We start from the raw sequence: 24,916 nt of genomic DNA, 5'->3' as shown, positions 1-24,916 counted from the left end.
GTCTCCTCGGGAGCCACGGACGGGCGAGTGCCATCCTCCCGCTGCGCGGGTCCCGCGTCCACGGCGGCGTGGCGCAGGTCACTCTTGACGGCGCGTTCGACTGCGCTAGGTTAGGCAAGGCAAACCTCAGATTGCCCCGTCGCGATCCGCGACGGTCCTCTCCCCGTACCTGGAGCCTCGCCATGCTCTCAGCACGATCCGTCGCGCCCGCGCACGGTCCCTCGACGGCCCCGGCCCTGCTCACGGGCGCGACCGCGGGCGACTACGCGAGCACCCTGCACGCCGTCGTCGACGACGTGGCCGCGCGGGTCGCGGCGGTGACGCAGCCCTGGTCGGGCGCGAGCCGCGCGCAGCTCGCGGCGCTCGTCGACGCGGTCGACCTCGACGCGCCCGGCGTCGGCACCGAGGTGGCGCTGCGCGAGACGGGCGACCTCTACGCCGCCCACGCCGTGTGGTTCCACGATCCCGCGTACGCCGCCCACCTCAACTGCCCGGTCGCGCTGCCCGCCGTCGGCGCCGAGGCGATGCTCGCGGCGATCAACACGTCCGTCGACACGTTCGACCAGTCGACGGTGGCGACCCTCATGGAGCGCCGCGTCGTCGCGTGGACCGCGCGCCGGGTCGGGTACTCCGCGGGCGACGGGGTGCTCACCTCCGGGGGCACCCAGTCCAACCTGCACGCGCTCTTCCTCGCCCGGGAACGCGCCGTCGAGCGCGCGGCCCGCGCAGGCGGACCCGGGCGGTCGGCCGTGCTGCCGCGCCTGCGCGTCCTCGCGGCCGCGTCGAGCCACTTCAGCGTGGGCCGCTCGGCCCTGCTGCTCGGACTGGCCGACGACGCCGTGGTCCACGTCGCGGCCGACGCCGACGGCCGCCTCGACCCCGCGGCGCTCGCGGCGGCGGTCGGCGCGGTGCGCGCGGCGGGCGACCTCGTCATGGCGGTCGTCGCGACCGCGGGCACGACCGACCGCGGCTGCGTCGACCCGCTCGCGGACGTCGCGGACGTGTGCGACGCGACGGACGTGTGGCTGCACGTCGACGCCGCGTACGGCTGTGGGCTGCTCGTGTCCCCGACGCGCCGGCACCTGCTCGACGGGATCGAACGGTCGCGCTCCGTGACGGTCGACTACCACAAGGCGTTCTTCCAGCCCGTGTCCGCGAGCGCGCTGATCGTGCGCGACCGCACCGACCTGGAGCGCGTCGCCCACCACGCCGACTACCTCAACCCGCGCGAGAACGCCGAGCCGAACCAGGTCGACGTGTCGCTGCAGACGACCCGGCGCTTCGACGCGCTCAAGCTCTGGGCGACGCTGCGCGCGCTCGGGCCCGACGGCGTCGGCGCGATGGTCGACGCCGTGTGCGACCTCGCCGCGGCGGTGCACGCCGACCTCGCGGACGACCCCGACCTGCGCGTCCTCGGCCGCACCGACCTGTCCACGGTCCTGTTCCGCTACGAGCCGCCGGGGCTGGCCGCGGAGCACGCCGACCGGCTCGTGCCGCTCGTGCGGCGCGTCCTGTTCGAGTCCGGGCGCGCGGTCGTCGCCAAGACCGTGCTCGACGGCCTCCCGTGCCTCAAGCTCACGCTCCTCAACCCGACCGTGACCCTGGCGGACGTGCGCCGCGTGCTCGACCTCGTGCGCACGACCGCGCAGGCCCTCGTCGAACGCGACGCGCTGCTGGGGGACGAGGACGACGAGCACGCCGCGGACCTCGTGGCCTCGCTCGCGACGGCCGGGGCGGTCGCCCGATGACCGGCACCGCGGCCGGGACCCCGCACCCGACCCACGACGTCCCGACCCACGACCCTGCCCGTGTGCGCGACGTCGTCGGCGTGGGGATCGGGCCGTTCAACCTCGGGCTCGCGGCGCTGTCCGCGCCGCTCGACGACGTGGACGCCGTCTTCCTCGACGCCGCGCCGGAGTTCCGCTGGCACCCCGGCATGATGATCGAGGGCGCGACGATCCAGGTCCCGTTCCTCGCCGACCTCGTCACCATGGCGGACCCCACGTCGCCGTACTCGTTCCTCGCGTTCCTCAAGGCCACGGGCCGGCTCTACCCGTTCTACATCCGCGAGTCCTTCTACCCGCTGCGCGCCGAGTACGACGCGTACTGCCGCTGGGTCGCGGCCCGCCTGTCCTCGCTGCGCTGGTCGCGGCGTGTCGTCGCCGTCGAGCACGACCCGGCCGCCGACGCGTTCGTCGTGCGGGCCGAGATCCTCGACGAGGACGGCGCCGTGACGGGCACCGAGGAGCACCGGGGCCGCCACCTCGTGCTCGGCGTCGGCACCGCCCCGGTGCTGCCGCCCGCGCTGCGGGCGCTCGCGGACGAGGTCGCGCGCGGCGAGCACCCGGGAGCCGGGCCGCTCGTGCACAGCGCGCAGTACCTGCCGCACCGCGCCGCGCTCTCTGCCTCGGGGTCGGTCACGGTCGTGGGCAGCGGCCAGTCGGCCGCCGAGGTCTACCGCGACCTGCTCGACGGCGTCCACGGCGACGCGGACCGGCCCGGGTACCGGCTGGACTGGGTGACGCGCTCGCCGCGCTTCTTCCCCATGGAGTACACGAAGCTCACGCTGGAGATGACGTCGCCGGAGTACACCGACCACTTCCACGCGCTGCCGCTCGAGCTGCGCCAGCTCCTCGGGCGCGAGCAGCGCGGCCTGTACAAGGGGATCAGCGGCGACCTCGTGGACGAGATCTACGACGCCCTGTACCGCCTCAGCCTGGACCGCCCGGTGCCGACGACCCTGCTCACGGACACCGAGGTCGTGGCCGCGCGCTACGAGCCCGAGGCGGGGGAGTACGTGCTGCGCCTGCGCCACGCGCAGCTCGGCGTCGAGGTCGAGCGCGGCACGCGCGCCCTCGTCGCCGCGACGGGCTACGCCGCGGCGGTGCCCGCGTTCCTCGACCCCGTGCGCCACCTGCTCCGGTTCGACGAGCTCGGGCGGTTCGACGTCGCGCGCGACTACACGGTCGACGACGCGCGCCGCGTGCACGTGCTCAACGGCGAGGAGCACACGCACGGCATCACCGCGCCGGACCTCGGGTTCGCCGCGTGGCGCAACGCCGTGGTGCTGCGCACCGTCACGGGGCGCGAGGTGTACCCGGTCGAGGAGCGCATCGCGTTCCAGACGTTCGGCCTGCCCGACGGCGCGGCCACGTCTTCTACCACGTCCCCCGTCACGGCGCCCGTCGCCGCGGGCGAGCGTACGGGAGGGGGAGCCCGATGAGCGCCCAGACCGTCACCGCGTCGCCGTCGTCCGCGCCGCCGTCGTCGGCGGGGCAGACGGACGGGTTCGCACCGACCGCGACCCCGGACCACGCCTTCGCGCTGCGGGTCCGCCTCGGTGCGGGCCGCGCGGACGTGTCGTTCGACGCCGTCGACCCTGCACGTGACGCGGCGCTCGTGCAGGGCTGGCTCGCGCACCCGCGCTCGGCGTTCTGGCAGCTGGGCCACCTCGACACGGACGGCGTGCGCGCCTACCTGCAGGAGGTGGCCGCCGACCCGCACCAGGACGCGTGGCTCGGCCGTGTCGACGGCGAGCCCGCGTTCCTCGTCGAGACCTACGACCCGGCGCGCGTCACGCTCGCCGGCGTCCCCGCCGCCGTCGCGCTGCTGGAGCCCGGCGACGTGGGGATGCACCTGCTCGTCGCGCCGCCCGCCGGACCCGCGCGCAGCGGTCTCACGTCCGCGGTGATGGGCGCCGTCGTGCGGTTCTGCCTCGACCCCGCCGGGCGCGGGGCGCGGCGTGTCGTCGTCGAGCCCGACGTGCGCAACGCGGCGATCGCGGCGAAGAACGCCGCGGCCGGGTTCCGCGTGCTGCGTGAGCTCGAGCTGCCGGGCAAGACGGCGCACCTCGCGGTCGCGACCCGCGCCGACCTGGACGCGAGCCCGCTGGGCGACGGCGTGGACCTCGCCCCGCACCTGCGGCCCGACCTGGCCGACCGCGCGCACCGCCACCTCGTCGCCAAGGCGATCGCCGAGCTCACGCACGAGCGCCTGCTCGCGCCGCGCGCCGAGGTCGGGCCGGTCGAGGCGAACGGCCCGGGCGAGTACGTGCTGCCCGTCGCGTGCGGCGCCGTCGAGTACCGCTTCGTCGCACGTCGCTACGAGCTGGAGCACTGGGTGCTCGACGAGGCGTCGATCCGGCGGGCCGCCGTGCCCGGCGACGGACCCGGGGAGACGGGCGCGCGGCGCGACCTGCCCGTCGACGCGCTCGACCTCGTCGTCGAGCTGCAGCCCGATCTGCGCATCCCCGACGACCTGCTCGCCACCTACCTCGAGGAGGTGTCCTCGACGCTCGCGAGCGCGACCGCCAAGACCGAGCGCTACGAGCGCACCGGCGGCCCGAGCGCCGTCGACCTGCTGGGCGCCTCCTTCCAGGAGGTCGAGGCGGCCATGACCGAGGGGCACCCGGGGTTCGTCGCGAACAACGGGCGCATCGGGTTCGGCCTCGCGGAGTACCGCGCGTACGCGCCCGAGAACGGCGGGCGCGTGCGCCTCGTGTGGCTCGCCGCACGGCGCGAGCACACCCACCTCGCGCTCGGCGCCGAGCTCGACGAGGCGTCGCACTACGCGGGCGAGCTGTCCGACGACGAGCGCGCGGCGTTCGCGGACCGGCTCGCCGCGCGCGGCCTCGACCCGGCCGACTACCTCTACCTGCCCGTGCACCCGTGGCAGTGGGAGCACCGCGTCCCCATCACGTTCGCCGCAGACGTCGCGCGCGGCGACCTCGTGCCGGTCGGGCAGGGCGCCGACGAGTACCAGCCGCAGCAGTCGATCCGCACCCTGTTCAACCTCACCCGGCCCGGCCGCCACTACGTCAAGGTCGCGCTCGCGATCCAGAACATGGGGTTCCTGCGCGGGCTGTCGCCCGCCTACATGCGCGACACCCCGGCGATCAACGACTGGGTGGCCGACCTCGTCGCCGCCGACCCGGAGCTCGGCGGGCGTGGCTTCACCGTGCTCCGCGAGCTCGCCTCGATCGGGTACACCGGCGACGTCTACCACCGCACCACGACCCCGTCCGCGCACCGCAAGATGCTCGCCGCGCTGTGGCGCGAGAGCCCCGTGCCGCGCACCGCACCCGGGGAGCGCCTGGCCACCATGGCCTCGCTCCTGCACCGCGACCCCGACGGCGCCGCCCACGCGACCGCGCGCGTGCGCGCCTCCGGGCTCGACCCCGCCGACTGGGTCCGGTCCTACCTCGACGCCTACCTGCGCCCGCTCGCTCACGCGCTCCTCGCGCACGACCTCGCGTTCATGCCGCACGGGGAGAACCTCATCCTCGTCCTGCGCGACCACGTCGTCGTCCGGGCCGTCATGAAGGACGTCGGCGAGGAGATCGCGGTCCTCGGGGACGCCGCGCTCCCGCCCGGGGTCGAGCGCGTGCGGGCCGTCGTCGACGACGAGGAGAAGGCGCTCGCGATCTTCACCGACGTGTTCGACGGCGTCCTGCGTCACCTCGCGGCGATCCTCGCCGGGGACGGCGTGCTGCCCGAGGACCGGTTCTGGGGCCTGGTCGCCGAGTGCCTCGACGCCCACCGCGCCGACCACCCGGACCTGCGCCGCGGCGTCGACCTGCGCGCACCCCGGTTCGCGCACTCGTGCCTCAACCGGCTCCAGCTGCGCAACACGCTCCAGATGGTCGACCTCGCCGACCAGTCCGCGTCCCTCCTGTACGCGGGCACGCTCGCCAACCCCGCCGCGCGGGACGTCTGACGTGGGCGCCCCGGGGGTGCCGGGCGCCCCGCCCGGCGGGTTCGCCGTGCACCGCGACGCGTGGGGCGTGCCGCACGTGCGCGCCGCCGACGAGCTCGCGCTCGCGCGGGGTCAGGGATACGTCACCGCGCTCGACCGCGGCTGGCAGATCGAGGTCGACCGGTGGCGCGCCGAGGGCCGCCTCGCCGAACGCCTCGGCGAGCCCGGTCTCGCCTGGGACCGGTTCGCCCACCGCGTCCGCCTCGCCGACACCGCCCGCCGCGCCTACGCGGCGCTCGCGGACGACGACCGCGCCTGGGTCGACGCGTACGCCGCGGGCGTCAACGAGGGCCTGGCCCGGGGGCGTGACGTGCCCGAGCTGCACGCCCTCGCCGACCCCGCGTGGCCCGGTGGCGGCGACCTCCCGGCGCACGAGCCGTGGCCCGCCTGGGCGCCGCTCGGCGTGTTCCTCGTCGCGCACGTCCTCTTCTCCGGCTTCCCGCACGTGCTGTGGCGTGACCACGTCGCCCGCACGCTCGGGACCGCCGTCGCGCGGTCCCGTCCCGACGTGCCGCTCGCCGAGGTCCTCGACCTGCTCGCCGTCGACGGCGGGCCCGGCTCGGGGTCGAACGCGTGGGCGCTCGCGGGCGCGCGCACCCGCAGCGGGGCGCCGCTCCTCGCGGGCGACCCGCACCGCCTGCTCGAGCTGCCCGGCGTCTACCAGCAGGTGCGGCTCGCGTGCGACGACTACGACGTCGTGGGTCTCGCGTTCCCGGGCGTGCCCGGGCTCCCGCACTTCGGCCACGCCGGTGACGCGGCCTGGGGCGTGACGAACGCGATGGCGCACCACGTCGACGTCGTCGCCGAGCGCCTGCGCCGGACCGCCGACGGTGGGGTGGAGGCGCTGGGCCCGGACGGTCCGGAGCCCGCGGACGTCCTCGTCGCCACGGTGCGCGTGCGCGCCGCGGGAGGGCCCGTGGAGCACCGGGTGGAGACGGTCGAGACGGCGCGCGGGGTCGTCGTGACCGGCGGACCGGACGAGCCCGACCGCACGTTCGCGGTCCGGCTGCCCGCACGGGTCGACGCCGACCTCGGCGTCGCCGCGTGGCGACGGCTGCTGCGCGCCCGCTCGGCGCGCGACGTCGCGGACGCGTTCGCGACGTGGGTGGACCCGGTGGACCGCGTCCTCGCGGCGGACCGCGGCGTCGTGCTGTCCGTCACGGCGGGTCGCGTGCCTCGTCGTGACCGTGCCGAGCGTGCCCTGCCGCTGCCCGCGTGGTCCGACGCCGCGCGCGCCCGGCCGTGGGTCGTGCCACCCGCGGCCGTGGTCGTCGACGACGTCGCGGTCGACGCGAACGAACGCCCTGCGCGCCCCGAGATCGACCTCGGCCGCACCTACGCGCCGCCCCACCGCGCCCGGCGGATCCGCGATCTGCTCGACGCGGCCGGGGAGGACGGGACGGCCGCGGACCAGAACCGGGTACACGCGGACACCCTGCTCGGCGGCGCGGACGACCTGCTGCGCTGGCTCGACCAGACCAGGGGCGACGGGCCCACGGACGACGAGGAAGCCGGTGGCGAGGGCACCTCGGGTGCCGTCGCCGGCTCCGCGGAGGGGCGCGACCCCTGGTCGGTGCGGGCAGCCCGTCGCCTGCGCACGTGGGACCGCCGCATGGACGCGGACAGCGCCGACGCGGCACTCTTCGCCGCGTGGCGCACAGCCCTCGCGCACCGGGTCGCGACGCACCCGGCGTTCGAGCCCCTGCACGCGCCGCACGGGCTCGACCCGGTGCTCGCGCCGTGGCTGTCGGTCGCCGCGCGCGTCGCGGACGCGCTGCCGGCGCTGCTCGGCGCCGCGTGGCTGGGGATCGACGGGGCGGCCGAGGCGTGGGGCGCGCTGAGCGAGGTCGTCGGTGGGTTCCGGGACACGGAGGACCACGGCCGGACAGACCCGGGCCGGACGGGCACCGCACCCGCGTGGGGAGACACCCACCGCGTGCTCGGCCTGCACGTGCTGCTCGACGTGCCGGGCGTCGCCGTGCCGCGCGTGCCGTCGCTGCCGCTCGGCGGCGACACGGACACCGTGCGCTGCACCGCGAGCGTGCCCGGGACCAGCGACGTGTGCGTGCGCGGGTCGGTCGCGCGCTGGGTGTGGGACCTGGCCGACCGCGACGCGAGCCGCTGGGGCGTGCCGTTCGGCGCGAGCGGGGACCCCCGCTCGCCGCACTTCACCGACCAGCTCACGGCGTGGGCGGCCGCGGAGACCGTGCCCGTCGTGACCGACTGGACCCTGCTGCGCCACGAGGAGACCCGATGACCACCGCCGCGAGGACCGCGAACCACCCCGAGGTGCCGACCGGACCGGGCGGCGACGCCGACCGCCCCGCGCCCGCTGCCGACGTCGCTCCCGCGGGGAGCGGGCGGCTGCGGACGGGGGCGCCCGGCGAGCTCCTGCTGACGCACGACGCCCCGGGCGGCGGTCGGCTGACGCTGCGCGTGCTCGACCCCGACGCCGACCTCGACGTGCTGCACGACTGGGTGACCCAGCCGCGGGCACGCTTCTGGGGTCTGGCCGAGCTGTCCCGGGCCGAGCTGCGCGACCTGTACGCGTACGTCGGTTCGCTGCCCACGCACCACGCGTTCCTCGTGCGGTGGGACGAGACGCCCGTGGCGCTGCTGCAGACGTACGAGCCGGAGCACGACCCGGTCGGCGAGGCGTACCCGGCGCGGCCCGGCGACGCGGGGGCGCACTTCCTGCTCGGGGCGCGAGGGCCCCGGGGTGCGGACCTCTGGGGCGCGGTCGGGCCGCTGCTCGTCGGGTTCTGCTTCGCCGACCCGCGCGTGGACCGCCTCGTCGTCGAGCCGGACGCCGCGAACGAGCGCGCCCACGCCCGGATCCGTGCGCTCGGCTTCGAGGTCGCCGACAGGGTGCGCGTGGGCGAGAAGGACGCGGTCCTGGCGTTCCTCACGCGCGAACGGGCCCGCGACCTCCTCGACGCCGCCGCGGCGGCCGCGCGCGACTGACGTCCCGCGCGGGACGCGCCGTCCCCCGGACGGCCCGTGCGCGCCTCAGCGGGGGCCGGCGACGGCGTGCCCGGCGTCGCGCAGGGCGCGCGTGGCCCGGTCGAGGTGGTCCTCGGGCACGAGCACGAGGTCGGCGTGGAACGTCGAGGCGACGAAGACGGCGATGCCCGCGTCGGCGAGCGGCCCGACGACGGAGGCGAGCACCCCGGTCGTCGCCAGGTCGTGCGCCGAGCCGTAGAAGCCCGCCCACCGCTCGGCGTCGTCGAAGGGCGACGCGTGCCGCACGACCGTCAGGCCCTCCGGGGCGCGCACGAGGGCGACCCACTCGTCGTCCTCCGGGAACGTGGCGCCGGGGACGTGGGCGAGGAGGAAGCGGTCGGGGACGACGTGCAGGTCGAGCGAGGTCATGGGCGGCACGGTAGCCGCCCGCGCCCACACACGGCGGGTGCGCAGCGCCGGGACGGGGCTACGGGGCGAGCGCGAGCAGCGGGGCGGGGTCGTCGACCCCCACGAGGACGACGGTCGCCGCCACGCGGCGCGTCCCCGCGACGCGGGCCGTCACGGGTGCGGCGAGGTCGAGGCGCACCACCGTCGACCGGGTGGACCGCACGAACGACACGACACCGTGCGTGGCCCCGGCGGCGCGCCCGCCCGCGTCCACGGTCCCGGGATCGTGGCCCGCGCCGAGCTCGACGGGCCGCGCCGGGGTGCCCGCGTACGGCGCCGCGCCCACGACGTCGTCGCGCGGGACGACGACGCCGCCGACCCAGCCGAACCGCAGGACGAGCGCGTCGGGGCCGAGGCGGTAGGACGCCCACACGGGTGACGCGAGGACCACGACGAGGCCGAGCGTCGCGAGCCCGAGCACCCCGTCGACGACGAGGGCCGCGGCGTCGGGCAGGAGCACCCCGGCGACGAGGTGCACCGTGAGGACCTCGACGGCCCCGACTGCGACCACGCCCGCGACGAGCGCACCCCACTGCCGGCGGGAGCCCGCCCCCACCTGTTGCGACCGTGCCACGCGGCGACCCTACCGGCCGACGTCGGACGGAGCGCGACCACGCTCCTCAGCGGGCGAGGCGTTCGACGACCGCCCCGTACAGCCACGGGGCGGCGCTCGCGGCGGGCACGATCGCGCCGCGGGCGGGGCTGCCCGCCCAGGCGAGAAGGCCCGTCGTCAGGACGCGGTAGTCGCGCGTCGCCCGCGCCCAGGCCCGCTCGTACGCCGCCGCGTCGTCGAGGTGGCGCACGGCGGCGTCGGCCTGGGCGAGCCCGACGCGCACCCCCTCGCCCGTGAGCGCGTCGACGTACCCGGACGCGTCGCCGACGAGGCGCACCCGCCCGGCGGTACGGCGTCGGGCCCGCTGGCGCAGCGGCCCGGCGCCGCGCACGCGCCCCAGCACGGGGGCGTCGCGCAGGTGCTGCGCGAGCTCGGGAAAGGCGTCCAGCCCCGTGGCAGGGCGGCTCCCCGGCCCGGAGCCCGTCTCCCGGCTCGCGGGGGCGCGGTGGGTGAGCACGGCGACGCCGACGACGTCGGGCCCCACCGGGGTCACGTACGCCTCGGCGTGCGGGGCCCAGTGCACCTCGACGAGGTCGCTCCAGGGGGCGACGGCGTAGTGGGTGCGCAGCCCGAACCGGGCGCGCCCGCGTGGCGGGGCGTCGAGCCCGGTGAGGCGCCGGACGGCGGAGTGGAGCCCGTCGCAGCCGAGCACCCAGCCGGCGCGCACCAGCGAGCGCGCCCCGCCGTCGTCGCGCGCGGCGTCGAGCGTGACCTCCACCCCGCGCTCGTCCTGGCGCAGCGCGCGCAGCGTCGCGTGCTCGATCGCGACGCCCTCCGCGAGCGCACGCTCGCGCAGCGCGGCGTGCAGGGCGGTGCGCCGCACGCCCCGCCCCGGCCCGGCCGCGAACGGGTGGTCGGCGTGGCGGGTCGCGTCCCGGTAGCTGATGCCGGCGAGCCGGTGCCCGGGCGGGTCGACGCCGAGCGCGAGCACCGCGGCCAGCGCGCCGGGCAGCAGCCCCTCGCCGCACGCCTTGTCGATCACGCCCGCGCGGCGGTCGACCACGACGACGTCGTGCCCGGCGCGGCGGGCGTGCAGCGCGGCGGCGAGCCCGACCGGCCCGCCGCCGACGACGAGCACGTCGGTGCGCGCGGGAGTCACGGCGACGGGCGGGGCCCGCCCGCGGTGGCGAGCGCGAGCGCGCGCTCCTCGGCGGGGATGCGGAAGCGGGCCAGGAGCACGGCGTTGAGGACGGTGAACGCGACCGCCGTGACCCAGCACGAGTGCACCAGGGGGAGGGCGACGCCCTCGACGACGACCGCGACGTAGTTCGGGTGGCGCAGCCACCGGTACGGACCCCGTGCCACGAGGGGAAGGCCGGGCACGACGATGACGCGCGTGTTCCACCGCGGTCCGAGCGTCGCGATGCACCACCAGCGCAGTCCCTGGCTCGCGAGCACGAGGGCGAGCATGGGCCAGCCCAGCCAGGGCAGGAAGGGGCGGTCCGCGAGCCACGCCTCGGCGACGCACGCGAGCAGCAGACCGGTGTGCAGCGCGACCATGGCGGGGAAGTGCCCCCGGCCCGACTCGACGCCGCCGCGGGCGAAGGACCAGCGCGCGTTGCGCGCCGACACGACCAGCTCCGCGAGCCGCTCGACGGCGGTGGCGCCGACGAGCACGACGTACCAGGCGAGGCTCATCCGCCCGCCCCCGGGCCGGGCGCCCCGCGACCGTCGAGGCGCAGGAGCACGAGCTCGGTGCTCACGCCGGGCCCGAAGGCCATGAGGACGGCGGGCGTCCCGGGCCGGGCGGCGGGGCGCGCGAGGGTCGCGGCGAGGACGTGCAGCACCGACGCGGACGACAGGTTCCCGACGTCGCGCAGGGACGCGCGGCTGAGCGCGAGGTCGTCCTCGGCGAGGCCCAGCGCGTCGCGCACCGCGTCCAGGACGCGCGGGCCGCCCGCGTGCACGACCCACGCTCCGACGTCGGACGGCTCGAGGTCGTGCTCGGCGAGGAGCGCCTTCACGTCGCCGAGCAGGTGCGCGCCGATGAGCTCCGGCAGCCGCGCGGACAGCACGATCTCGAACCCCGTGTCGCCCACGCGCCACCCGAGGTCGCCCGTCGTGCCCGGGTGCAGGTGGGAGCGGGAGTCGACGAGGCGCGCCCCGCGCGCCCGCGCGGCCCCGCTCCCGGACCGCCCGTACGGGCCGGGGCGCCGCGCGAGCGGGTGCTCGTCGCCCACGAGGACCACCGCCGCCGCGCCGTCGCCGAACAGGCCCGAGGCGACGAGGTTCGCCGTCGACGGGTCGCCGCGCTGCAGCGTCAGCGAGCACAGCTCGACCGCCACGAGGAGCGCGACGTCGCGCGGGCGGCCCCGCAGCAGGTCGTCCGCGCGCGCCAGGCCCGCCGCGCCTCCCGCGCACCCCCACCCGAACGACGGCGTGCGCCGCACGTCGGTGCGCAGGCCCAGCCGGGCCGCCACGAGGACGTCCAGCGTGGGCGCGCCGACGCCCGTGACGGTCGTCAGGACGACGTGGTCCACCTCGTCCGCGTGCAGCCCCGCGTCGTCGAGGGCGGCCCGGCAGGCCCGTTCCGCGAGGTCCGTGCCGAGCGCGAGGAACGTGTCGTTGGCCGACCCGAACGACAGCCCGCCGTAGTCCTCGACCGGCAGCGCGAGATGACGGGTCTCCACGCCCGCGTGGGCGTGCAGGCGGCGTGTGAGCGCACGCCGCACCGGGTCGTCCGTGAGCAGCTCGCTCGTGACCCGGGAGATCTCGTCCTGGCGGTACGCATGGTCGGGCAGCGAGGTCCCGACGGCGACGACGCGCGACATGCCCGCATCGTCCCACCCGCCCGGTCGGCCCGCGCGGGGGAGGGGCCCGATGGCGGGCACGGCTCCGGTGCCGGGCGCGGGGCCCGCCGGCGGGCTAGGTTGCCGCCATGATGACCGGTCGCCCGCGGGGGCTCGTGCGGGGGCTCGTCGTCGCGAGCCACTTCCCGCCGACCGTGATGGTCACTGCCTTCGCGCTCGCGCTCTCGGTCGGGATCGGCGCGGGCGCCCGGACGGCGACGCTCGTCGCGCTCGCGGTCCTCGCCGGGCAGCTCTCGGTCGGGTGGAGCAACGACTGGCTCGACGCACGCCGCGACCTCGCGGTCGGGCGCGTGGACAAGCCCGTCGTGACCGGTCTCGTCACGCCCGCGGCCCTGCGCACGGCGGCGCTCGCGGCCCTCGGCGCGTGCGTGGTGCTCTCGCTCGCGACGGGCGTGGTGCCGGGGCTGGTGCACGTCGTCGCGGTCGCGAGCGCGTGGTCGTACAACGCGCTGCTCAAGGCGACGTGGTGGTCGTGGGCGCCCTACGCGCTCTCCTTCGGCCTGCTCGCGGTGTTCGTCGTGCTCGCCGCGCCCGGGAATGGTCGGCCCGCGCCGTGGGCGGTCGTGGCCGCGGCGCTCCTGGGCGTGGGCGCGCACGTCGCGAACACGCTGCCGGACCTCGAGGACGACGCCGCGACCGGCGTGCGGGGCCTGCCGCACCGGCTCGGTCGGCGTGCGAGCAGCGTGCTCGCGCCCGTGCTGCTCGGCGTGGCCGCGCTCCTCGTCGTCGTGGCGCCCCCGGGGGCGCCGGACGCCGCGGCCTGGGTGCTGGGCGGGGCGGGGCTGCTCGTCGCCGGCGCGGCCGGGGTCGTGGGCGTGGTGCGGCCCCGCAGCCGTGCCCCGTTCGCGCTGTCGATGGCGGTCGCGGGCGTGTGCGTCGTGCTGCTCGTGCTCGCGGCGCCTGCCGTCGTCGTCCCGGGCTGAGCGGGTGGGTCAGCGCGTGAGGTGGACGGACGCCTCGGCGGTGTAGGTCTGGAACGTGAGCGAGGCGAACAGGTAGAGGCGCACCTCGTCGGCTGTGTGGTCGAGGTAGCCGATGGACACGTCCTGCCCGATCGTCAGCTCGTGGTCCCCGCCGCGCGTGGTGAGCAGGTACCCGCCGCGCAGCGCGGGCGCCCACACGATGTCGCGCTGCACCATGCGCTCGAGCTGCTCGCGGATCGGGTACCCGTGGTCGCGGGTCTCGGACACCGCCGTGTACAGGTCGGCGTCGAGCACGAGCGCGTACGGGCCCTCCACGCCCGCGAGGCGCAGCTCGGTCTGCGCGGCGGCGACGGCGTCGGGCAGGTCGCGCGGGTCGGCGGGGACCGCGATCGGCGGGTTGTCCGACCCCGGGCCGATGCCGCGGATCCCGGCGGCCGCGTACCCCTCGAACACGGCCCGGTCCTCGGCGCGCGCGAGCGCCGTGGCGGCGTCCTTGACGGGCTGCCAGTCCGAGTCCTTGGATCCCCGCGCGACGTCGTCGACCGCCTGCCGGGACACCGTGAAGGGGACCTGGAGCTCGACGAGCGGCACGACGTCGCGCAGGCGCGCCCGGATGCCGTCGTGCGGGGCCTCGACGTCGGTCACGTGGCCCGTGCGCGCGGAAGCCGTGCCGAAGCCGAGCGGGCCCGTCACGTCGACCACGCGCCGCCCGGCGACGTTGCGCACGAACGTGCGCCGCGCCTCGTCGGCGATCTCCTCCCACGCCGCGTCCGTGACGGGCGCGAGCCAGCGGTGCAGGTTCGAGTCCCCGGGCGCGCCGGCGCCGCTCGTGGGGGCGACCGAGCCCAGGTCCGGTTCCGAGGTGCTCACGACGGTTCTCCCTTCAGCGACCCGATCGCGAGGGACCCGACGGGTGCGGTGGTGGCGGGTGCGGCAGGCTGTGCGGTCGAGGTCGAGGTCGAGGTCGAGGTCGAGGTCGAGGTGCCGGGTGCGGTGGGCGCGGACTGTCCGGCCCCGTCCGGGGCGTCGTCGGCCAGCGACTCGAGCAGGTCGAGCGCGGGGACGAAGAAGGACGTCCCCGTCAGTGCGGTGGACACGTCGAGGATGTGGTCGTACCGGCCGGGCGGGTTCCCCACGAACATGTTGTCCAGCATGCGCTCGACGACGCCCACGTCCGCGGCGTACGCGATGTAGTAGGTGCCGAACTCGCCCGTCGACGGGTCGCCGAACGCCATGTTGTCGCGCAGGACGTCGCGCTCCGTGCCGTCGTCGTCGACGATCGTGTTGAGCGACACGTGCGAGTCCGGGGGCTGCACGTCGTCCGCGAGCTCGACGTCGTCGAGCTTGGTCCGTCCGATGATGCGCTCCTGCGCCTCGACGGGCAACGCGCCCCAGGCCGCGAGGTCGTGCACGTACTTCTGCACCACGACGTGGCTCCCGCCCGCGAAGGGCCCGTCCGCGATGATCGCGGCGCCGGCGGCCGAGCGTCCCGTCGGGTTCTCGGTGCCGTCGACGAAACCGAGCAGGTCGCGCGAGTCGAAGTAGCGGAAGCCCGTCACGTGGTCCTCGACGCGCACCGCGTCGCCGAGCGCGGCCATGACCTGCCGGGTCAGCTCGAACGTGAGGTCGGCGCGGTCGGCCCGGACGTGGAACAGCACGTCGCCCGGGGTGGACGGCGCGTCGTGCACGGCGCCCTGCACGGCCCGGAACGGGTGCAGCCCCTCGGGCCGCGGCGCCCCGGGCGGGCGCACCGCGTCCCAGAACGCCGACCCCAGCCCGACGACGCACGTCAGCCCCGCGGCCGACTGGCGGAACCCGACCGCGCGCACCAGGTCGTTGACCGACGACGCGACGTCCAGCAGGCGCGCACGCGCCCCGGGCGACCCCGTGGCGCTGACGACGAGGAACACCGCGGACTCGGTGAGCCCGCCCAGGACGGGCTGCGGCTCGGGCACGTCGGCCGGCACGTCGATGCTCGCGCCGGTCCCTTGGGTCGTGTTCTGCGGCACGAGGCGAGCGTGCCACGCGCGCCCGGGGAGCGCACCCGCGCCGCGGCCTCACCCCGCGGCGCGCACCAGACCGTCGACGACGGCCGTCGCACCGGGGGAGGGCCGCTCCCCGTACGTGACCGCGAGCACCCGGCGTGCGGCCCCAGGCAGGGCCCGCACGTCCACCCGGGGGTCGCGGTGGGCGCGCAGCGCCAGGGCGGGCAGGAGCGAGACCCCGACCCCGGCCGCCACGAGGGACTGCACCGCGACGTAGTCGTCCGTCTCGAACGCGACCCGCGGCGTGAAGCCCGCGCGCTCGCACCGGCCCACCAGGTCGGCGCGGCACCGCTCGCAGCCCGCGATCCACGCCGCGTCCGCGAGCAGCGCGAGGTCGGCGAGCACAGGGTCCCGCCCCGGGGTGCCCTCGTCCCTGCGGGGGGCCGCCGCGGTGTCCGCCGCGCGCACCAGGAACAGCTCCTCGGCGAGCACCGGCACCGCGCGCAGTCCCTCCACGTCCACGGGGGAGCGGTCGTGCTCGAACACCAGCGCCACGTCCACCGCGCCACGCCGCAACGCGTCCAGCGCCTCCGGCGGCTCCGCCTCCACCAACCCCACGCCCAGGCCCGGACGGTCCCGCGCGAGCCGCGCCACGACGTCGGGCACCAACGTCGCCAGCGCCGACGGGAACGCCGCCAGGCGCACCCGGCCCGCCGAGAGCGACACCAGCGCGTCCAGCTCGTCCCGCGCCGCGCCCACGCGCCCCAGGATCTCCTCCGCCCGCGCGGCGAGGAGCCGCCCCGCCGCCGTCAGACGCACCCCGCGCCCGTGCCGTTCCAGCAGCGGCACGCCCACCTCCGCCTCGAGGCGCGCCAGGTGGTGGCTCACCGACGGCTGCGCGTAGTGCAGCGACCGCGCCGCCGCCGTCACCGACCCCTCGCGCGCCACGGCCGCCAGCACGCGCAGCCGCGTCAGGTCCATCTCGACTCCCTCACCGGCGAAGCATAGATCCGATCGATCGATCCACTCAGAACAGGCATTGGACCTATGGGACGGCGCGCGGCACCGTGGACGCATGGCCCCCGCAGACCTCGCCCCGCCCACGATGCGCGACGTCCTCGACGCCCGCCGCCTCCTCGCCGCGCACCTCGACCCCACGCCCGCGCGCACCTACGCCGCGCTCGACCGTGCCACCGGGGCGAAGCTCGTCATCAAGCACGAGAACCTCCAGCCCACCGGCGCGTTCAAGGTCCGCGGCGCACTCAACCTCCTCCAACGCCTCGCGCCCGACGAGCGCGCCCGCGGCGTCACCGCCTTCTCCACCGGCAACCACGCCCAGGCCGTCGCCCACGCCGCCCGCACCACCTCCACCCCCTGCACCATCGTCATGCCCACGAGCCCCAACCCCACCAAGGCCGACGCCGTCCGCGACCTCGGCGCCCGCCTCGTCCTCGCCGGCACCACGTTCGACGACGCGCGCGAGCACGCCACGGCGCTCGCGGCCGACGACGGCTCCCGCCTCGTCAGCGCCGCCAACGAGCCGCTGCTCGTCGCCGGCGTCGCCACCGCGTACGTCGAGCTGCTCGAACACGCGCCCGACCTCGACGTGCTCGTCGTGCCCGTCGGCGGGGGCAGCGGCGCCGCGGCCGCCTGCCTCGTCGCCCGCGCGCTCGCCCCCGGCCTCAAGGTCGTCGCCGTGCAGTCCGTCGCGTCGCCCGCCGCCCACGACTCCTGGCGCGCCGGGGACCTCCTCGCGCGGCCCAACACCTCCCGGGCCGAGGGACTGGCGACCGGCACGGGGTTCGCGCTCACCCAGGCGATGCTGCGCGAGCACCTCGCCGACTTCGTCCTCATCGACGACGACGCGATCGACCGCGCGGCGGCGCTCTACCTCACCGCCGCGCACACCGTCGCCGAGGGAGCGGGCGCCGCGGCGCTCGCGGCCGTGCTCGCCGACCCGGAGCGGTTCGCCGGCCGCCGGGTCGGCGTCGTGTGCTCGGGCGGCAACGCGAGCCCGGCGGAGCTGCGCCGGGTGGCCGCGCACCTGCCCGCATAGTCGTGGTCGCGGCACGCCGAGCACGAGCGCCGGTCACCCGCAAGGCCGGGCCTAGGCTCGGGACATGGCCCGCTACCTCGACGTGCACCCCGACAACCCGCAGCCGCGCGCGATCGCGCAGGTCGTCGCCCTCCTCGAGGACGGTGGGCTCGTCGCCTACCCGACCGACTCCGGCTACGCGCTCGGGTGCCGCATGGACGACCGGGAGGGTGCCGACCGCATCCGCCGGATCCGCCACCTCGACGACCGGCACCACTTCACGCTCGTGTGCGCGGACTTCGCGCAGCTCGGCCACTTCGTCATGGTCGACAACTCAGCGTTCCGCTCCATCAAGGCCGCCACGCCCGGCCCGTACACCTTCATCCTGCGCGCGACGTCCGAGGTCCCGCGGCGCCTCGCGCACCCCAAGAAGAAGACCGTCGGCGTGCGCATCCCCGACGACGCCGTCGCGCAGGCCATCGTCGCCGCGCTCGGCGAGCCCATCCTGTCGAGCTCGCTCATCCTGCCCGGCTCCGCCGAGGCGCTCACCGACGGGTGGGCGATCAAGGAAGAGCTCGACCACGTCGTCGACGCCGTCGTGGACGGCGGCGAGCGGGGGAGCGAGCCGACGACGGTCGTGGACTTCTCCGACGGCGCCCCCGAGGTCGTCCGCGCGGGCGCGGGCGACCCGTCGCGCTTCGAGTAGGAACCGCGGGCGGACCTGCGTGGGAGGCCACGCGCCGGGTCAGGCGACCGGGCCGAGGAGGCGGCGCAGGCGCGCGAGGTCGACCGGGTCGACGAGCGTGCCGCGCTCCTCGCGCACCCACCAGTCGCCCGACCGCCGCCGCTCGTCGCGCGTCGTGTACCGGTAGCGGAACACGCGGGCCCGGACCCACCGGGGCGCGGGTCCCTCCGGGTCGTGCGCGAACGGGTCCGCCGCGAGCAGGCGCAGGGTAGGGCGGTCCGCTTCCAGGAGCCGGAGCAGCAGCACCTCGAACCACCGGGTGCCCGGCGACCCGAGCGCGAGGAACCACATCTGCCAGTCCAGGCGCAGGTGGTACGGCGCGACCTGCGGCGGACGCCGGCTCACGTCGCCGGGCTTGCCGCGGAACGCGTACTCGACCCAGTCGTCCGGGCCGGGGGAGCGGGCCGTCGTGCCCTCCACCACGACCTCGTCCCGCCGCCGCGACACGGATCCGAACGCCCCGTACGCGTTGACGAGCCGGAACGGCTCGAAGCTCGCGTTCATGAGCTGGCGGCGCGCGACGAGGTTGCGTGCCGGGCGCACGCTCAGCACGAGCAGCAGCGCCGACACCGCGAGCACCACCACGACCAGGGCGACCGGGCCGCCCAGGCCGGTCCCGCCGTCGGGCACCGGCGCCTCGCCCCGCCCGAGCGCGGGCACGAGCCACGACCCCACCGCTGCCCACGCACCGTCGCTCACCACCCCCAGCCCCAGCACGACCGTGAGCCAGTTCAGCCACGCGAAGTTGCCCGTCACGAGCAGCCACGCCTGCGTGAGCACCACGACGCCGCCCGCCACGCTCGCGACCGGCTGCGGCGCGAACAGCGCGAACGGCACCACGAGCTGCGTCACGTGGTTGCCCGCCACCTCCACCCGGTGCCACCACCGCGGCAGGTGGTGCGCGTGCCAGGAGAACGGGCCCGGCAGCGGCTGCGTCTCGTGGTGGTAGGTCAGCGCCGTCAGGTCGCGCCACGCCCGGTCGCCCCGGATCTTGATGAGCCCCGCACCCAGCTCCACCCGGAACAGGCACCACCGGGCCGCCAGCAGCACCAGCACCGGGGGAGCGACGCCCCGCCCGACGACCCCAGCCACCCCACGAGGAACGTCACCTCGCACAGCAGCGACTCCCAGCCGAACCCGGAGAACCGCTGCCCGACGTTCACCACCGACAGGTAGGCCGCCCACAGGAGCAGGAACGCGAGCGTCGTCACCCACCACGGACCGCGCTGCGGGAGCCCACGACGAGCAGACCCGCCAGCACGACCCCGCACCACGCCGTCCCCGCCACGAACCGGTCGGTGCACCGCCACCGCAGCACGCTCGGCCCGTCCCGCCACGACGAGCGGGCCACGAACGCCGCCACGGGCAGCAGACCCCGCTCGCCCAGCAGCGGCCGCCACTGCCGCACCACCACGACGAACGCCACCACCAGCACCGCCGCCGTGCCCCGCTGCAGCACCTCGCGCGCCACGTCGTAGTCGTCGGCCCAGAACCACGACCCCAGCCACGTCGCCACGCGGCCGGGCCACCCGTCCGCCATCCCTCCACGGTAGGCGTGTGACCCGCGTCTCACCCGGGTGCGGCGGGCTCGCGCCGCCCGACCCCGAACGGGCCCCCGCCCCTACGATCGAGGCATGAGCAGCCAGGGCCTCACCCAGTCCACCGACCGCATGCGCGACGCCGGAGTCGCCCCCGCCGCCATCGACGTCTTCACCCGCTTCTACCGGCTCCTCGAGTCCGGCGCGACCGGCATGATCCCCGAGTCCGACGTCGAGCCCCTCACCGACGTCGCCCACCGCGACGCGCTCGACGTCCCCGACGACGCCGCCCGCGACGCCCTCCATCGGACAGCGATCATCAAGCTCAACGGCGGCCTCGGCACCTCCATGGGCATGGACCGCGCCAAGTCCCTCCTCACCGTGCGCGACGCCGACCCGCAGCGCCCCGACAGCGGCCCCCTCACCTTCCTCGACGTCATCGTCGCCCAGGTCCGCGCCGCCCGGCACGCCACCGGAGCGCCCCTGCCGCTGCTCCTCATGAACTCGTTCCGCACCCAGGACGACACCCTCGCCGCGCTCGCCCCCCACGACGACCTCCCCGTCACCGGGCTCCCGCTCGACTTCCTCCAGAACCGCGAGCCCAAGCTCCGCGCCGACGACCTCACCCCCGTCGACTGGCCCGCCGAACCCGAGCTCGAGTGGTGCCCGCCCGGCCACGGCGACCTCTACACCGCCCTGTTCGCCTCCGGCGCCCTCCGCGCCCTCCTCGACGCCGGCTACCGGTACGCGAGCGTCTCCAACTCCGACAACCTCGGCGCCGCGCCGGACGCCGCCATGGCCGGCTGGTTCGCCGCCAGCGGCGCCCCCTTCGCCGCCGAGGTCGCCCGTCGCACCCCCGCCGACCGCAAGGGCGGACACCTCGTCGTGCGCCGCAGCGACGGACGCCTCGTCCTGCGCGAGACCGCTCAGACGCCGCAGGACGACCAGGACGCCGCCGCCGACATCGGCCGGCACCGGTACTTCAACACCAACAACCTCTGGTTCGACCTCGAGGCGCTCGCGGCCGAGCTCGACCGCACCGGCGGCGTGCTCGAGCTCCCGCTCATCAAGAACACCAAGACCGTCGACCCGACCGACCCGACCTCGCCCGAGGTCGTGCAGATCGAGTCCGCCATGGGCGCCGCCGTCGAGGTGTTCGACGGCGCCGTCGCCATCGAGGTGGGCCGCGACCGCTTCCTGCCGGTCAAGACGACGAACGACCTCCTCGTCCTGCGCTCCGACGTCTACGACCTCGACGACCGGTGCCGGTTCGTCGCCCGGACCGACGCTCCGCTCGTCGACCTCGACACCGCCTACTACAAGACCATCGCGGCGTTCGACGCCCGGTTCGACGACGGCACGCCCTCCCTGCGCGCCGCGCGCTCCCTCACGGTCCGCGGCGACTGGACCTTCGGCTCCGGCGTCACCGTCACGGGCGACGCCGAGCTCGCCGACCCGGGCGGCTCCTCGCGCGTCCCCGACGGCGCCGTCGTCGGGCCCGACGGGGTCAGCGACTGACCGAGGGAGCACCCCGGATGGCCGAGTTAGAGGCCTCTACCTCGCGCTACCGGGCCTCTACCTCGGCCGGCCATGGCTCTGCCTCGGCGGGTGGGCTCAGCCCGGGAGGTCGACGACGCGGTCCGCGCCCCGGCGGGGCGTGAGGGTCCCGGACGAGGTGGCGGCGATGTCGGCGTCGAAACGGTCGAGCTCGGTGAGCGGGACGAGGACGGTGAACTCCGCCTCGATGCCGTACGTGACGTCGTCGAGAGCGCCGTCGTGCTGGGAGCACCAGTCGCGCAGGATGCCGTGGAGGCGGCCGGCGTCGGCGTGGGGGACGTCGACGCGCACCTCGGTCAGCACCGCGCGGCGCACGGGCCGCGCCACGTCGAGCGCCTCGCTCACCGCGGACGAGTACGCCCGGACGAGCCCGCCCGCGCCGAGCAGCACGCCGCCGAAGTAGCGCGTGACGACGGCGACGACGTCGGTGACCTGGCGGTGCCGCAGCACCTCGAGCATGGGGACGCCCGCGGTCCCGGAGGGCTCGCCGTCGTCGGTGGAGCGCTGCTGGTCGGCGTGGGCGCCGACGACGAGCGCGACGCAGTGGTGCCGCGCGTCCCAGTGCTCCTTGCGGACGCGGGCGATCACGGCGTCCGCCTCCGCGACCGAGGCGACGGGGGAGAGGTGCGCGAGGAACCGGGACTTCTTGACGACGAGCTCGTGGTCGACCGGTCCGGCGATCGTGCCCCACAGCTCACCGGTGCCCGCGCTCATCCCGCGAGCCTATCCGTGCACCGGGAGGGGCCACGCCCGCCTGCGAGAGGGCGCCCTGCCGCCGGACGGGCGACGCACGGCGGCGGAGAGCTGGTCTCCGCGGCCGTGCGTCGTCGTCCCGCTGCGCGTGGCCCGGGTCGGGTCAGTCCGTGCCCGACTCCATGGCAGCCCGGTCGAGGAGCGCGTCGTCGCCCTCGGCCATGCCGCGCGACGCGATGACCTCGGCGCCACCCTCGGGCATCGCGCCGATGAGCTCGGTCGTCGCCCCGGCCCCGGCCCCGATGAGTGCCGCGTGCGCGGTGCCGACGATGCCGATCCCGGCGTACTGCTCGAGCTTGGCGCGCGAGTCGGCGATGTCCAGGTTGCGCATGGTGAGCTGGCCGATGCGGTCCATGGGCCCGAACGCGGAGTCCTCGGTGCGCTCCATCGAGAGCTTGTCCGGGTGGTAGCTGAACGCCGGACCGGTGGTGTCGAGGATCGAGTAGTCCTCGCCGCGGCGCAGGCGCAGCGTGACCTCGCCCGTGACGGCGGTGCTGACCCAGCGCTGGAGCGACTCGCGGATCATGAGCGCCTGCGGGTCGAGCCAGCGGCCCTCGTACATGAGGCGGCCGAGGCGGCGGCCCTCGGTGTGGTACTGCGCGAGCGTGTCCTCGTTGTGGATCGCGTTGACGAGGCGCTCGTACGCGGCGTGCAGGAGCGCCATGCCGGGCGCCTCGTAGATGCCGCGGCTCTTGGCCTCGATGATGCGGTTCTCGATCTGGTCGGACATGCCGAGGCCGTGGCGGCCGCCGATCGCGTTGGCCTCGTTGACCAGGTCGACGGCGGACTCGAACTCGCGCCCGTCGATCGTGACGGGACGGCCCTGGACGAAGCCGATCGTCACGTCCTCGGTCGCGATCTCGACCGACGGGTCCCAGAACCGCACGCCCATGATGGGGTCGACGGTCTCGATGCCGGTGTCGAGGTGCTCGAGCGTCTTCGCCTCGTGCGTGGCGCCCCAGATGTTGGCGTCCGTCGAGTAGGCCTTCTCCGTGCTGTCGCGGTAGGGGAGGTCGTGGGCGAGCAGCCACTCCGACATCTCCTTGCGACCGCCGAGCTCGGTGACGAAGTCGGCGTCGAGCCACGGCTTGTAGATGCGCAGGGCCGGGTTGGCGAGCAGGCCGTAGCGGTAGAACCGCTCGATGTCGTTCCCCTTGAACGTGGACCCGTCGCCCCAGATCTGGACGTCGTCCTCGTGCATCGCGCGCACCAGCAGGGTGCCGGTGACGGCCCGGCCCAGGGGAGTGGTGTTGAAGTACGCGCGGCCGCCGGAGCGGATGTGGAACGCCCCGCAGGCCAGGGCCGCGAGGCCCTCCTCGACGAGCGCCGCGCGGCAGTCGACCAGGCGCGCGACCTCGGCGCCGTAGGCCGTGGCGCGCCCCGGCACCGACGCGATGTCGGGCTCGTCGTACTGGCCGATGTCGGCGGTGTAGGTGCAGGGCACGGCGCCCTTGTCGCGCATCCAGGCGACGGCGACGGACGTGTCGAGGCCGCCGGAGAACGCGATCCCGACGCGCTCGCCGACGGGGAGGGAGGTGAGAACCTTGGACATGGTCAAAGTATGCGCGAATCTGCATAGGTATTCAATCTCGCGCGACAGGTCGGGATCCTCCGGGCCGGTTCCGGTGTGTCCGGCCACTAATAGTGTGCCAAGCGGGGTATGTTCTCGACCGTGACCACCGACTCCGCCGCCTCGCCTCCCGACGGCCCCGACGACACGGGCGCCAGCCCCGCAGCCGCACCGTCCCGGTACCCCCGGCCGACGGTCTCGCTGGACGAGGCCGAGTGGGTGTGGCGCACGCTCGCGACCGAGGCGATGGTCGAGTCCGCGAAGCCGGAGACGGTGCGCCTCGCCGTGATCGCCGGCCTCACGCGCGCGACCGGAGCCCGGTACGGCGACCTCCTGCGGTGCACCGCGGACGCGGTCGACCTCGGGCCCGCGACGGCGCGCGCGGGGGAGGGGAGGGTCGTCCTCACGCACGGCAAGCACCGCACGGTCCGCGAGCACGTGCTCAGCGCGAGCGTGGTCGTGGTGCTGCGGCGCTGGATGACGGTGCGGGAGGTGCTCGCGGCGGACCTCGAGGGGTCGGTGCCGCGTGCGCTGCTGCTCACGGTGCACCACACGCACGACAACGGCGTCACGGTGTCGAGCGGCCTGCCCATCACGAAGCAGGGGCTCGTGCTCTCGTGGCGGCGGTTCGTGCACCGGACGAACGCCCGCTACGGCGCCGTGCGCGCGCCGCTGCCGACGCGCTTCGAGCAGGTCCGGCGTGCGTGGGTCGAGGCGTCAGCGCCGACCGGGAGCGGGACCGTCGCCGGTCCCGGGCTCGGCGACGACGCCGGGCGGGACGCCCTCCTCGCCGTCGAGCTCCTGGAACAGGGTGACGTGGAGGCCGGCGGGGGCGTCGAGCCGTGAGTTGAGCGAGCCCCACGGGGTGCGGGTCGGGGGAGCGACGAGCTCCGCCCCAGCCTCGACCGCACGGTCGGTGGCGACCCGCGCGTCGTCGACCTCGAACGCGACCCGCAGGTGGCCCGCGACCTGACGCCCGACCTCCACGTCGTCGATCGCCCGCTTGTGGGCCGCGTTCGCGATCTCGAGCGTCGCGTGCCCGACGTCGAGGATCGCCACCCGGTCGTCCGTGCCGTCGGCGTACGCGATGCGCTCGGGGAGGCCCAGGACGTCGCGGTAGAAGGCGAGGGCGGCGCCGTAGTCGTCGGCCTCCACGACGAGGCGGAGCTGGCGGACGGTGGGCCGCTGAGGTGTGGAGTCGCTCATCCGGCGACCCTATGAC

General features: G+C 76.1%; 19 protein-coding genes and 2 pseudogenes. 9 read left to right on the top strand and 12 right to left on the bottom strand.

The features are described 5' to 3' along the window. The first annotated feature begins 182 nt into the window (after positions 1-182). From JOE63_RS12330 to JOE63_RS12310, 5 genes are read left to right on the top strand one after another with little or no spacing between them, the layout of a single operon-like run. Entirely contained in the window at positions 183-1,748 is a 1,566-nt protein-coding gene (locus tag JOE63_RS12330) for a pyridoxal phosphate-dependent decarboxylase family protein (RefSeq protein WP_204541692.1), read from the top strand. Continuing rightward, positions 1,745-3,223, top strand: a complete 1,479-nt coding sequence (locus JOE63_RS12325; protein ID WP_204541689.1) for a lysine N(6)-hydroxylase/L-ornithine N(5)-oxygenase family protein — start codon at positions 1,745-1,747, stop codon at positions 3,221-3,223. Before JOE63_RS12330 ends, JOE63_RS12325 begins: the two co-directional genes overlap by 4 nt. Continuing rightward, entirely contained in the window at positions 3,220-5,715 is a 2,496-nt protein-coding gene (locus tag JOE63_RS12320; RefSeq protein ID WP_204541686.1) for a GNAT family N-acetyltransferase, read from the top strand. The genes JOE63_RS12325 and JOE63_RS12320 overlap by 4 nt, the downstream gene beginning before the upstream one ends. Position 5,716: 1 nt before the next feature. Then, entirely contained in the window at positions 5,717-8,011 is a 2,295-nt protein-coding gene (locus tag JOE63_RS12315; protein WP_204541683.1) for a penicillin acylase family protein, read from the top strand. Further along, on the top strand, positions 8,008-8,718 hold the full coding sequence (locus JOE63_RS12310; RefSeq protein ID WP_087472089.1) for a GNAT family N-acetyltransferase: 711 nt from the start codon (positions 8,008-8,010) through the stop codon (positions 8,716-8,718). The genes JOE63_RS12315 and JOE63_RS12310 overlap by 4 nt, the downstream gene beginning before the upstream one ends. 45 nt (positions 8,719-8,763) lie before the next feature. Here JOE63_RS12310 and JOE63_RS12305 read toward each other — a convergent pair whose 3' ends face one another. From JOE63_RS12305 to JOE63_RS12285, 5 genes and pseudogenes are all read right to left on the bottom strand, one after another. Further along, a complete protein-coding gene (locus JOE63_RS12305; RefSeq protein ID WP_087472088.1) occupies positions 8,764-9,126 on the bottom strand; it encodes an ACT domain-containing protein in 363 nt (120 codons plus the stop codon). A 58-nt stretch (positions 9,127-9,184) separates the two neighbouring features. Then, a complete protein-coding gene (locus JOE63_RS12300) occupies positions 9,185-9,739 on the bottom strand; it encodes a hypothetical protein (RefSeq protein ID WP_157759634.1) in 555 nt (184 codons plus the stop codon). Positions 9,740-9,785: 46 nt separating this feature from the next. After that, positions 9,786-10,940, bottom strand: a pseudogene (locus JOE63_RS12295) (NAD(P)/FAD-dependent oxidoreductase); the annotation flags it as partial. After that, positions 10,874-11,416: an isoprenylcysteine carboxyl methyltransferase family protein gene (locus tag JOE63_RS12290; protein ID WP_204541677.1), complete on the bottom strand. Its 543-nt coding sequence runs from the start codon at positions 11,414-11,416 to the stop codon at positions 10,874-10,876. The gene JOE63_RS12290 and the pseudogene JOE63_RS12295, both read right to left, overlap by 67 nt. Beyond that, on the bottom strand, positions 11,413-12,549 hold the full coding sequence (locus tag JOE63_RS12285) for a type III polyketide synthase (protein WP_204541674.1): 1,137 nt from the start codon (positions 12,547-12,549) through the stop codon (positions 11,413-11,415). The genes JOE63_RS12290 and JOE63_RS12285 overlap by 4 nt, the downstream gene beginning before the upstream one ends. A gap of 107 nt (positions 12,550-12,656) precedes the next feature. Between JOE63_RS12285 and JOE63_RS12280 the strand changes: the two genes are divergently transcribed. After that, positions 12,657-13,511, top strand: a complete 855-nt coding sequence (locus JOE63_RS12280) for a UbiA family prenyltransferase (RefSeq protein ID WP_204541671.1) — start codon at positions 12,657-12,659, stop codon at positions 13,509-13,511. Between the two features lie 9 nt (positions 13,512-13,520). Here JOE63_RS12280 and JOE63_RS12275 read toward each other — a convergent pair whose 3' ends face one another. The 3 genes from JOE63_RS12275 to JOE63_RS12265 are packed head-to-tail and all read right to left on the bottom strand — an operon-like array spanning position 13,521 to position 16,477. Beyond that, entirely contained in the window at positions 13,521-14,381 is an 861-nt protein-coding gene (locus JOE63_RS12275) for a family 1 encapsulin nanocompartment shell protein (RefSeq protein WP_244286154.1), read from the bottom strand. Next, positions 14,378-15,520 (bottom strand): Dyp-type peroxidase, encoded by a 1,143-nt coding sequence (locus JOE63_RS12270; protein ID WP_307840070.1) that lies wholly within the window; start codon positions 15,518-15,520, stop codon positions 14,378-14,380. The genes JOE63_RS12275 and JOE63_RS12270 overlap by 4 nt, the downstream gene beginning before the upstream one ends. A 48-nt stretch (positions 15,521-15,568) precedes the next feature. Continuing rightward, the gene (locus JOE63_RS12265) at positions 15,569-16,477 is read right to left on the bottom strand and encodes a LysR family transcriptional regulator (protein ID WP_204541668.1); all 909 of its coding nucleotides are present in this window, start codon (positions 16,475-16,477) and stop codon (positions 15,569-15,571) included. A 94-nt stretch (positions 16,478-16,571) separates the two neighbouring features. On the opposite strand from JOE63_RS12265, the gene JOE63_RS12260 reads away from it, so the two are divergent. Together JOE63_RS12260 and JOE63_RS12255 are read left to right on the top strand one after the other, a co-directional pair. Next, positions 16,572-17,552 carry a threonine ammonia-lyase gene (locus JOE63_RS12260; protein ID WP_204541665.1) on the top strand — a complete coding sequence of 327 codons (981 nt, stop codon included), beginning with the start codon at positions 16,572-16,574 and terminating at the stop codon, positions 17,550-17,552. A 64-nt stretch (positions 17,553-17,616) separates the two neighbouring features. Beyond that, the gene (locus JOE63_RS12255) at positions 17,617-18,237 is read left to right on the top strand and encodes an L-threonylcarbamoyladenylate synthase (RefSeq protein ID WP_204541662.1); all 621 of its coding nucleotides are present in this window, start codon (positions 17,617-17,619) and stop codon (positions 18,235-18,237) included. 39 nt (positions 18,238-18,276) lie between these two features. Here JOE63_RS12255 and JOE63_RS12250 read toward each other — a convergent pair. Beyond that, positions 18,277-19,816, bottom strand: a pseudogene (locus tag JOE63_RS12250) (lipase maturation factor family protein). A 94-nt stretch (positions 19,817-19,910) separates the two neighbouring features. Between JOE63_RS12250 and JOE63_RS12245 the strand changes: the two are divergent. Beyond that, the gene (locus tag JOE63_RS12245; protein ID WP_204541659.1) at positions 19,911-21,332 is read left to right on the top strand and encodes a UTP--glucose-1-phosphate uridylyltransferase; all 1,422 of its coding nucleotides are present in this window, start codon (positions 19,911-19,913) and stop codon (positions 21,330-21,332) included. 96 nt (positions 21,333-21,428) lie between these two features. Here JOE63_RS12245 and JOE63_RS12240 read toward each other — a convergent pair whose 3' ends face one another. The 3 genes from JOE63_RS12240 to JOE63_RS12225 form a co-directional block, all read right to left on the bottom strand. Continuing rightward, positions 21,429-22,085 (bottom strand): YigZ family protein, encoded by a 657-nt coding sequence (locus tag JOE63_RS12240; protein ID WP_204541656.1) that lies wholly within the window; start codon positions 22,083-22,085, stop codon positions 21,429-21,431. A gap of 142 nt (positions 22,086-22,227) precedes the next feature. Then, positions 22,228-23,676 (bottom strand): argininosuccinate synthase, encoded by a 1,449-nt coding sequence (gene argG / locus JOE63_RS12235; protein ID WP_204541653.1) that lies wholly within the window; start codon positions 23,674-23,676, stop codon positions 22,228-22,230. Positions 23,677-24,411: 735 nt separating this feature from the next. Next, positions 24,412-24,900, bottom strand: a complete 489-nt coding sequence (locus JOE63_RS12225) for a VOC family protein (RefSeq protein ID WP_204541650.1) — start codon at positions 24,898-24,900, stop codon at positions 24,412-24,414. Between the last annotated feature and the right edge of the window lie 16 nt (positions 24,901-24,916).

This window comes from Cellulosimicrobium cellulans (assembly GCF_016907755.1).
GTDB classification, from domain to species: domain Bacteria; phylum Actinomycetota; class Actinomycetes; order Actinomycetales; family Cellulomonadaceae; genus Cellulosimicrobium; species Cellulosimicrobium cellulans_D.
Note: the sequence above shows the minus strand (reverse complement) of the source record. Positions and strands in the feature narration are given on the sequence as shown.

Excerpts from the sequence above, each read along its gene's own strand:
- JOE63_RS12330 (WP_204541692.1), top strand. The coding sequence starts at position 183 with ATGCTCTCAGCACGATCCGTCGCGCCCGCGCACGGTCCCTCGACGGCC.
- JOE63_RS12325 (WP_204541689.1), top strand. The coding sequence starts at position 1,745 with ATGACCGGCACCGCGGCCGGGACCCCGCACCCGACCCACGACGTCCCG.
- JOE63_RS12320 (WP_204541686.1), top strand. The coding sequence starts at position 3,220 with ATGAGCGCCCAGACCGTCACCGCGTCGCCGTCGTCCGCGCCGCCGTCG.
- JOE63_RS12310 (WP_087472089.1), top strand. The coding sequence starts at position 8,008 with ATGACCACCGCCGCGAGGACCGCGAACCACCCCGAGGTGCCGACCGGA.
- JOE63_RS12305 (WP_087472088.1), bottom strand. The coding sequence starts at position 9,126 with ATGACCTCGCTCGACCTGCACGTCGTCCCCGACCGCTTCCTCCTCGCC.
- JOE63_RS12290 (WP_204541677.1), bottom strand. The coding sequence starts at position 11,416 with ATGAGCCTCGCCTGGTACGTCGTGCTCGTCGGCGCCACCGCCGTCGAG.
- JOE63_RS12285 (WP_204541674.1), bottom strand. The coding sequence starts at position 12,549 with ATGTCGCGCGTCGTCGCCGTCGGGACCTCGCTGCCCGACCATGCGTAC.
- JOE63_RS12280 (WP_204541671.1), top strand. The coding sequence starts at position 12,657 with ATGATGACCGGTCGCCCGCGGGGGCTCGTGCGGGGGCTCGTCGTCGCG.
- JOE63_RS12265 (WP_204541668.1), bottom strand. The coding sequence starts at position 16,477 with ATGGACCTGACGCGGCTGCGCGTGCTGGCGGCCGTGGCGCGCGAGGGG.
- JOE63_RS12260 (WP_204541665.1), top strand. The coding sequence starts at position 16,572 with ATGGCCCCCGCAGACCTCGCCCCGCCCACGATGCGCGACGTCCTCGAC.
- JOE63_RS12255 (WP_204541662.1), top strand. The coding sequence starts at position 17,617 with ATGGCCCGCTACCTCGACGTGCACCCCGACAACCCGCAGCCGCGCGCG.
- JOE63_RS12245 (WP_204541659.1), top strand. The coding sequence starts at position 19,911 with ATGAGCAGCCAGGGCCTCACCCAGTCCACCGACCGCATGCGCGACGCC.
- JOE63_RS12240 (WP_204541656.1), bottom strand. The coding sequence starts at position 22,085 with ATGAGCGCGGGCACCGGTGAGCTGTGGGGCACGATCGCCGGACCGGTC.
- argG (WP_204541653.1), bottom strand. The coding sequence starts at position 23,676 with ATGTCCAAGGTTCTCACCTCCCTCCCCGTCGGCGAGCGCGTCGGGATC.
- JOE63_RS12225 (WP_204541650.1), bottom strand. The coding sequence starts at position 24,900 with ATGAGCGACTCCACACCTCAGCGGCCCACCGTCCGCCAGCTCCGCCTC.